This window comes from Mesorhizobium sp. M0698, from assembly GCF_040320455.1.
Classification (GTDB): domain Bacteria; phylum Pseudomonadota; class Alphaproteobacteria; order Rhizobiales; family Rhizobiaceae; genus Mesorhizobium.
Genome location: NZ_JAMYPQ010000015.1, coordinates 141,648 through 150,800, shown reverse-complemented (window position 1 = coordinate 150,800; position 9,153 = coordinate 141,648). Strand labels below are relative to the sequence as shown.

7 protein-coding genes are annotated in these 9,153 nt (G+C 62.0%); 4 read left to right on the top strand and 3 right to left on the bottom strand.

The annotated features are described in order from the left end of the window. Positions 1–175: 175 nt before the first annotated feature. Positions 176–625, top strand: a complete 450-nt coding sequence (locus tag NKI16_RS25245; protein ID WP_352572214.1) for a hypothetical protein — start codon at positions 176–178, stop codon at positions 623–625. Positions 626–806: 181 nt separating this feature from the next. Then, positions 807–1,148: a hypothetical protein gene (locus NKI16_RS25240; protein WP_292663955.1), complete on the top strand. Its 342-nt coding sequence runs from the start codon at positions 807–809 to the stop codon at positions 1,146–1,148. 64 nt (positions 1,149–1,212) lie between these two features. Here the strand turns inward: NKI16_RS25240 and ggt are convergent, their stop codons facing one another. The 3 genes from ggt to NKI16_RS25225 all read right to left on the bottom strand — a co-directional run bounded on the left by ggt (position 1,213) and on the right by NKI16_RS25225 (position 7,043). Further along, on the bottom strand, positions 1,213–2,949 hold the full coding sequence (gene ggt, locus NKI16_RS25235) for a gamma-glutamyltransferase (protein ID WP_023677383.1): 1,737 nt from the start codon (positions 2,947–2,949) through the stop codon (positions 1,213–1,215). A gap of 573 nt (positions 2,950–3,522) precedes the next feature. Then, positions 3,523–4,815 (bottom strand): L-rhamnose catabolism isomerase, encoded by a 1,293-nt coding sequence (rhaI, locus tag NKI16_RS25230; protein ID WP_023677382.1) that lies wholly within the window; start codon positions 4,813–4,815, stop codon positions 3,523–3,525. A 125-nt stretch (positions 4,816–4,940) separates the two neighbouring features. Then, positions 4,941–7,043, bottom strand: a complete 2,103-nt coding sequence (locus NKI16_RS25225; RefSeq protein WP_023677381.1) for a bifunctional rhamnulose-1-phosphate aldolase/short-chain dehydrogenase — start codon at positions 7,041–7,043, stop codon at positions 4,941–4,943. A gap of 187 nt (positions 7,044–7,230) precedes the next feature. Between NKI16_RS25225 and NKI16_RS25220 the strand changes: the two genes are divergently transcribed. Together NKI16_RS25220 and rhaS are read left to right on the top strand one after the other, a co-directional pair. Continuing rightward, a complete protein-coding gene (locus NKI16_RS25220; protein WP_023677380.1) occupies positions 7,231–8,040 on the top strand; it encodes a DeoR/GlpR family DNA-binding transcription regulator in 810 nt (269 codons plus the stop codon). 55 nt (positions 8,041–8,095) lie between these two features. Beyond that, positions 8,096–9,091 carry a rhamnose ABC transporter substrate-binding protein gene (gene rhaS / locus NKI16_RS25215; protein ID WP_352448664.1) on the top strand — a complete coding sequence of 332 codons (996 nt, stop codon included), beginning with the start codon at positions 8,096–8,098 and terminating at the stop codon, positions 9,089–9,091. The last annotated feature ends 62 nt before the right edge of the window (positions 9,092–9,153 follow it).

The window sequence follows — 9,153 nt, the reverse complement described above, 5'->3', positions numbered from 1 at the left end:
CCACCCAGGCGTATTCTCGTCTATATCAGCCTGTCTGGTCAATGCGGGGGTGGTTCCGCCCCGGCGCCGGCATAGGTGGGGCGGGCGACGTATGCGTTAGGCGGTTCCTCGGCGTCGTCGCTCAGCAGGAACCCGCCGTACCGTCGAGGGCCGGGGGGCCTCACAGGCAGTTTCAATGCGAACAATCAGCAGACTTTTTGATTCCCATGACCAGGCGGCGCGAGCCGTCGAAGCACTTCAGGCGGCAGGGATCGCCCGCCACGAAATCAGTGTCATCGGACCCTACGATGACGAAATCGGCGCCGTCTTGCGCGGTCCAGGCACCGGTGCCGCCCTTGGCGCGGCGGCGGGTTTGTTGGCCGGCCTCGGCGCCTTTGATATCCCCGGCATCGATCCCCTCGGCGCGGGATGGCTGGCATCGGCCTTCGTCGGTGCAGCCTTGGGCTGCGTTGCCGGCAGACTTTTCGACACATTGTCCGGTACCGGCAAGCAGCTAGGCCAGCCGGATGCCGCACAAGGTGTGATCCTGGTGCTGGCGCATGTCGATGAAAGGCAGGCCGACACCGCACAGGCGGTGCTTGGGGCTTCCGTTCAGGCGACGCGGTCTTTGGCCAGGGCGGCATGAAGATTCAGCTCGGGCAAAGCGCTTGACCAGGCCGCGCAGCGGGGCGGCGATCCAAGCGCGAATTCAAAAATCTCTGGCAAGCCGCCGCCAGAAAGTGTTGAACACCGTGCCGATCACATTCGGCGAGCGGTTGCGCTCGGCGAGGCTTGATGATTTGCTGTCGGTTTGCGGAGAACGAATAATGCATGAGCCTGTCGGTCAAGACGAATATGGGTCGACCAGCCCGTTCGATCCGGACGATCTGTCGAGGTTGAACGCAATCGGCCCGAGCGCCGGCAGCAACGATTTCGAAAAATACGCAGTCGCCGTGATCATCGTGTTCGGCGCCCTGATCATCGGTGGCCTGATGGCTGCCGGCTTGAGCTTCGGGCGCCGCAGCACCTTCTTTTTCGCGCTTGGTGGCGCCACCGCGGCATGGATATCCGGCAATGCACTTCTGCTCGACCGGCCGCGCATCTACGCCCTGTTCGTCGGCATCGCGGCGCTGATGCTGATAGCGTCGACGATCGCGCTGGTCACCTGAAGCAAGGCGCAATCTTCTTGTTGACCATGATCTTATCCGAAAACCGGTTCCCACTTTTTGGGGTTTAATACCCGATAGCCTTGCCGGCTGCGGCGCGGCTGTCGATGGCGCCATTGTAGCGGGCGCCGCCACCCTTCTCGATTTCCGCCAGGCTCTTGCCGCCGACCAGGATGCCGGCCGCCTGGCCCCAGGTCGTGTCGGCAAGATCGAGGCGGTAGCCCATGCCGGTAAGCAGCTTTTCGGTATCGGGCGACAGGCCGAAGGGTTCGATATAGACCGTGTCAGGCAGCCACTGGTGATGGATGCGCGGTGCGTCGATGGCCTCCTGGATGTTCATGCCGTGATCGACGACGTTGACGATCGCCTCCAGCGTGATGGTGATGATGCGTGAACCGCCGGGGCTGCCGATGACCATGAACGGCTTGCCGTCTTTGGCGAGGATGGTGGGGCTCATCGACGACAGCGGCGTCTTTTTCGGCGCAATCGCATTCGCCTCGCCCTGGACGAGGCCATAGAGATTGGGCACGCCGGGTTTCTGGGTGAAATCGTCCATCTCGTTGTTGAGCAGGATGCCGGTGCCGGCGGCGACAACGCCGGCGCCGAAAGAGCCGTTCAGCGTGTAGGTTACCGCGACGGCATTGCCGTCATTGTCGATGATCGAAAAATGCGTCGTCTCGTTGCTCTCGCCAAAGCCCTTCGGCATCAATTCCTGCGAGACGCCGGCCCGGAACGGATCGATCTTTTCGCGAATTTCCCTGGCGTAATTCTTGTCGAGCAGTTTTGCGACCGGATTGTCGATGAAGCCGGGATCGCCGAGCGCCGAATTGCGGTCGACATAGGCGTGGCGCATCGCCTCGACCATGACGTGAACCGTCTCGGCCGAACCGGCGCCGAGATAGGACAACGGATAGAACTCAAGCACGTTGAGGATCTCGCAGATGATGACGCCGCCGGAGCTCGGCGGCGGCGAGGAAATGATCTCGTAGCCGCGGTAATTGCAGGTCGCCGGCTTGAGCTCGCGCACCGCATAGTTTTCGAAATCAGCCCTGGCCAGAATGCCGCCCTTCTCGCCACTCGCCTTGACGATGGCGTCGGCGGTCGCGCCTTTGTAGAAGGCATCCGCCCCGCGTTCGGAAATGGCGGCAAGCGAAGCCGCGAGATCGGGCTGAACAAGGCGCTCGCCGACAGCATAAGGCTTGCCGTCCGGCTTGAGGAAAATGGCCGCCGCCGCTGGGTCCCTGGCCAACCGCTCCGCGCCGCCCTGGAGCGAGGCCGCATCGCCCTGCTCCAGCACGAAGCCTTCTTTGGCAAAGCGGATGGCCGGCGCCAGCAAGTCCTGCCGCGACAGCGTGCCGTATTTCTCCCGCGCCATTTCGAAACCAGCGACCGAGCCCGGCACGCCGACCGCCAGATAGCCGTCGAGACTGGCGCCTTTTACCGGCTTGCCGTCCTTGTCGAGATACATGGTTTTGGTCGCGGCCAGCGGCGCGCGCTCGCGAAAATCGAGGAAGGTCGAGCGGCCGTCCTTGAAGCGGATGGTCATGAAGCCGCCACCGCCGATATTGCCGGCGGTCGGATAGACCACGGCCAGCGCATAGCCGACGGCGACGGCGGCATCGACCGCGTTGCCGCCCTGCTTCAGCACCTCGACGCCGACCTCAGACGCAAGGTGCTGGGCGGTCACCACCATGCCGTGCTCGCCCTTCGCCGGCTGCGGCGAGGCGGCATAGGCGAGGAAGGGTACGAAGGTCAGGGTGAGGGAAAGGCTTACGGCGATTAGGGTTCGGCGGGTGTTGTGCATGGCCGTACTCCGAGGCGTGGGGTAGGCCTAGGAAACGCGCTTGGAGCGGTTGAGTCTACTGCGAAGATCGAAAGAATCGGGAGGGTTCGCACGCCTGTGCCGGTTCGCCTCGCAACCGCCGTTGCAATCTTCGGCGACTGCAACGGCATGGATCCTAGGGTCTCCGCTACGTCGCTTCGCTCCTGCTCCGCCCTAGGATGACGAAGGGAGGGAGGGATCGGCTAATCCCGAAAGTTTGCGATTTGCCAGCAGCCGCCAGCCTGCAACGTTTGCCATTGCCATCAGCCGCCAATCCCCAACATCTGCGATTAGCTGTAGGCCCTCACGCCTTCGTCATCCTAGGGCGGAGCAGGAGCGAAGCGACGTCGCGGAGACCCTAGGATCCATGCCGTTACTTCTGAGCGCCGCAGCGTTGGAAACAAGGCCACGCTTCATCGCGGCTCCCAGAATTTTCACGTTACAGCAATTTTGTTCTTGCTTTGTGCCGGCAGCTATGCTACTAATTTGAGTGTGGTGCTAATTGGCTCCAACGACCCGCCCTTCGTGGCGGGTTTTTCATTTTCACCCCCAACATCAAACAATCCCGCCGCCGACGCTCGCCACCGCCGGCCGTTCGGCTGCGACCTTCGCTCGGTAGCCGGCGGCGCGGTAGGCGGCGACCGGATCGATGGCGCCGCCGGTCTTCAGCCGCGCCATGGCAAGGATCGGCTCGACGTCGGTGCGATAGGCTATCTTCAGCGTCTGCGTCGCCATCAGCGCGTCATTGGCGTCCTGGAAACCTTCGAGCGCCTTGCGGTCGACCAGCAGCGCCTGAGCATAGGCGCGCTGCACCTCAATTGCCGACAGCATCAGGCTTTCGATCGGGTCGGTGACGTTGTGGCTCTGGTCGAGCATGTGAGCCGGATCGAACCCTTCTGCACCTGAAAGCTCGGCATCGACCAGTTCATTGAAGACGAGGAACAGCCGGTAGGGATCGATCGAGCCGGCGTCGAGATCGTCGTCGCCGTATTTCGAATCGTTGAAATGGAAGCCGCCAAGTTTCTTGAACTGGATCAGTCGCGACACGATCATCTCGATGTTGACGTTGGGGGCGTGATGGCCAAGGTCGACCAGACAGAACGCCTTGTCGCCAAGCTCTTTGGCGATGATGTAGTTGGTGCCCCAATCCTGCACGACGGTCGAATAGAAGGCCGGCTCGTACATCTTGTGCTCGGTGAACAGTTTCCAGCCGTCCGGCAGTCCGGCATAGATCTCCTTCATCGCGTCGAGATAGCGCTCGAATGCCTTGGCGAAATTGACCTGGCCGGGAAAGTTCGAGCCGTCACCGATCCATACCGTCAGCGCTTTGGAGCCCAGCGTCCTGCCGATCTCGATGCATTCGAGATTGTGCTCGACCGCCTGCCGGCGTGTTGCTGCATCGGCATGCGACAGCGAGCCGAATTTATAGGAAAGTTTTTGGTCCCTGGCGTCGGAGAAGGTGTTGGAGTTGATGGCGTCGAAGCCGAGGCCGAAGCGGGATGCCGCCTGCTTCAGCCGGTTCGGATCGGCCTTGTCCCAGGGAATATGCAGCGAGACGGTCGGCGTCGCCTGCGTCAATTGCCGGATGACGGCGCAGTCCTCGATCTTGTCGAAAATGTCACGCGGCTCTCCGGCGCCGGGAAAGCGGGCAAAGCGGGTGCCGCCGGTGCCGACGCCCCAGGACGGGATGGCGACGGCGAATTTCTCGACCTTGTCGCGGATGGCGTCGATGGCGATGCCGCGGCGGTCGAGGCGCTCGCCGAGAGACTCGTAGTCGCGCTTGAGATTGGCGTTGCGCGCGGCATTGTCTTTCTCGACAACATCGGCGGAGATGATGGTTTCGGACACTAAAGTTTCCTCCCAAATGCGTTCGGTTGGCGCTGCCCCTCATCCGCCTGCCGGCACCTTCTCCCCGTATGGTGACGGGGAGAAGGGTAAAGCTCCGGCGTCGGCGCCAACCCTCAAACGACTGCTTATCGCGTAAAGCTCTGTGCGTTGCCGGCGTCGACGTTGATGATGTTGCCGGTCGATTTGGCCGACATATCGGAGGCGAAGAAATAGATCGCCTCGGCGATGTCTTCGGGGAACACCGACCGCTTCAGCATCGAACGCGAGCGGTAGTGCTCCTCGAGATCGTCGGTCGACATCTTGTAGGCGGCGGCGCGCTGTTCCTTCCATTCGCCGGTCCAGATCTTCGAGCCGCGCAGCACAGCGTCGGGGTTGACGACATTGACCCTGATCTGCGCTTCCGCGCCTTCCAGCGCCAGGCAGCGTGCCAGATGGATTTCGGCGGCCTTGGCAGTGCAATAGGCGGCGGCGTTTGGCGATGCGGCAAGCCCATTCTTGGAGGCGACGAAGACGACGTTGCCGCCGATCTTCTGCGCCCGAAACAGCCGGAACGCCTCCCGCGAAACCAGGAAATAGCCGGTCGACAGGATGTCCATGTTCTTGTTCCACAGCGTCAGCGTGGTGTCCTCGATCGGCGCCGAGGAGGCCAGGCCGGCATTGGAGACCAGAATATCGATGCCGCCGAATTCGACCGCCGTTTCGGCAAAGCCGGAGATCACCTGATCCTCGGACGTGACGTTGATGACTACGGGCCGCACGAAATCCTTGCCATAGGCCTTGGCAAGCTCGTCATTGGCGCTGGCAAGGGCTGCTTCGTCGATATCGGCCAGCACGACGCACGCGCCCTCGCGCAGCAGCCGGTTGGCGGTGGCCCGGCCGATGCCGCCGGCGCCGCCGGTGACCAGCGCAATCTGGCCGGCAAGAGCCTTTGGTTTCGGCAGGCGCTGCAGCTTTGCCTCTTCGAGCAGCCAGTATTCGATGTCGAAGGCTTCCTGGTCGGGCAGGCCGACATAGGTCGAGACCGTCGAGGCGCCGCGCATGACGTTGATGGCGTTGACGTAGAATTCGCCCGAAATGCGCGCCGTCGCCTTGTCGCCGGCGAAGGTGAACATGCCGACGCCCGGCATCAGATAGACCACCGCGTTAGGGTCGCGCACCGGAGGCGAGTCAGCGTGCTTGCAGCGGTCATAATAGGCCTGATAGCCGACGCGATACTCCGCCACATCATCGGCAAGACGGGCAATGACGGCATCGACGTCGGGATTTTGGGGGTCGAACTCGATGACCAGCGGCCGGATCTTGGTGCGCAGGAAGTGGTCCGGGCAGGACGTGCCGAGTGCCGCCAGCGGCCGCAAATCCCTGGAATTGACGAATTCGAGCACGGCAGGGGAATCGTCGAAATGGCCGAGCTTGTGGCTGTTCTCCGAGATCAGGCCACGGATCCTCGGCATCAGTTTTGCGGCCACGGCGCGACGCGCAGGCGCATCGAGGGATTTGACGACTTCGCCGCCGAAAATCGGCTTGCCATGGCTCTTGCGCTCGAACCAGTCGATCGCCTGGTTGATCACCGAGATCGTCGTCTCGTAGCATTCCTTCGGCGTGTCGCCCCAGCTGAACAGGCCATGACTGGCCAGTACGACACCCTTGGCTTCGGGGTTTTCGCGGCAGAATTTCTCCAGCCATAGGCCGAGCTCGAAGCCCGGACGTTTCCATGGCAGCCAGCCGATCGTGTCGCCGAAGATTTCCTTGGTCAGCGCCTGCGAATCCTTGGCGGCGGCAATGGCGATGATGGCATCGGGATGCATATGGTCGACATAGGGCTTCGGCACGAAGGCATGCAGCGGCGTGTCGATGGAAGCCGCGCGCGGGTTGAGGTTGAAGGTGCAATGGGGCAGATAGCCGACCATCTCGTCTTCATGTTCGAGGCCGCGATAGAGACCTTTCAGCGCGCGCAATTTGTCCATGTAGAGCGTGGCGAAGCCGTCGAGCTTGATCGAGGCGCTGTCGCCGCCCGAGCCCTTGACCCACAGCACTTCCACGCTCTCGCCGGTGAGCGGATCGTTTTGCCAGATCTTGGAGGAGGTGTTGCCGCCGCCATAGTTGGTGACGCGCTTGTCGGAGCCAAGAACATTCGAGCGATAGACCAGACGTTCGGGCTCGCTCATTGCTTGCGCTTTTGCGTCATCCCAAAGATTGGCGAGGCGCGTGCCGGAGCGCTTGTCGAGCATAGGTATCCTCCCTTTGGGACACGCAAACGGCGCGGGTCCCTTTTGTACGAATTTCTACGCAAGCGGCGGCCTTGTCAATCACAAACGATCAATATCAGTCATATTGCATTGCACAATGAAATTATCTGATCGGAAATGATTGACACTGCGCGCTTTGGGTGACTAGATGCTCCGGCAGGGAGGAACCATGCACGAGAAAGAGCGCCACAGGATCATTCTGTCCGCCGTCCAGGAAAAGCCTGTGGTGACGGTGCAGGAGATGGTCGACCTGACGGAGTCGTCGGAGGCGACGATCCGGCGCGACATCGCGGCATTGCATGTGCAAAAACGGCTGCGCCGGGTGCGCGGCGGCGCCGAGGCGCTTTCGCCGCCGCAGTTCATCGGCCTTGCCGGCCGGCCCTTTTCCGTCAACGAGACCATCAACGCTTCGCAGAAGCGGGCAATCGCGCGGGAAGCCGTGGATCTGTGCAAGGACGGCGAGCCGATCATCATCAATGGCGGCACCACCACCTTCCAGATGGTGCATTTCCTGACCGGCCGCCGCATGCCGATCTTCACCAATTCCTTCCCGATCGCGGAGCACTTGCTCAGGCACTCCAAGAACACGGTGATGCTGTCGGGCGGCACCATCTACCGCGAGCAGAACATCATCCTGTCGCCGTTCGACAATGACGTGACGCGCAATTTCTACGCGCGCCGCATGTTCATGGGCGCGCAAGGGCTGGGGCCGCTCGGTCTTATGGAAGGCGACCCGCTGCTGATCCAGGCCGAGCAGAAACTGATCGACCAGGCAGACGAATTGGTGGTGCTGGTCGATTCCTCGAAGTTCCGCAAACGCTCGAGCCTGATCCTGTGCGGCCTGTCGCGCATCGCCACGGTGATCACCGACGACGCCATCGAGGATCGCGAAGCCAAGATGCTGGAGACCGCCGGCGTGACGCTGATCATCGCCCGCACAACGGCAACCAACAAGGAAGAATCTTCGCTGCAGGCCTGAGAACCACTCACGCCCGCAGCGGCGATGGAATGCAACGCTCAAGGGAGGATATTCGATGAGCTTTCTGAAGAAATTGATGGTTACGGCGGCGTTCTCCGCCGCCATGTTCGTGAATGCCGCCTACGCCGAAAACGTCAAGATCGCGCTGGTGGTGAAGTCGCTCGGCAACGGCTTCTTCGACGCCGCCAACAAGGGCGCCGAAGAGGCGGCCAAGGAGCTCGGCGATGTCGACATCATCTACACCGGCCCGACCAAGGCGACCGCCGAAGCGCAGATCGAAGTGGTCAATTCGCTGATCGCCCAGAAGGTCAATGCCATCGCCATTTCGGCGAACGACGCCGACGCGCTGGTGCCAGTGCTGAAGAAGGCGATGCAGCGCGGCATTACCGTCATCTCGTGGGATTCAGGCGTCGCGCCGGAAGGACGCCAGCTTCACCTCAACCCCTCCGATACCAACCTGATCGGTGAGACCATCATCAAGCTGGCCGCCGACTACCTGCCGGAAGGCGGCGATGTCGCCATCCTGTCGGCTTCTTCGACCGCGACCAACCAGAATGCCTGGATCGACGCGGCCAAGAAGGTGCTGCCGGAGAAGTTCCCCAAGATCAAGCTCGTCGCCACCGTCTATGGCGACGACGACTCGGCCAAGAGCACGGACGAAGCCAAGGGCCTGCTGAAGTCCTATCCGAACCTCAAGGCGATCATCGCACCGACCACGGTCGGCGTCGTTGCCGCCGCGCAGGTGGTGACCGACGAGGGCCTGATCGGCAAGGTCAACGTCACCGGCCTGGCGCTGCCGTCGGAGTTCAAAAAGTTCATCGACAATGGCGCCAGCCAGGCGGTTGCGCTGTGGAACCCGATCGATCTCGGCTACTCCGCCGTCTACCTCGCCCACGACCTGGCGGTGAAGAAGGAAGAGGCCAAGCCCGGTGCTACGCTGTCGATCGGCCGCGTCGGCAAGGTCACGCTCGACGACACCAACTCGGCTGCGATGGCTCCGCCATTCCAGTTCGACAAGTCGAACATCGAAAAGTTCTCCAAGATCTATTGATCCTGGAACCTTCGAAACGGTGCGGCGGGGCTCAGGTTCCGCCGCGCTTTCAAACGAACCTT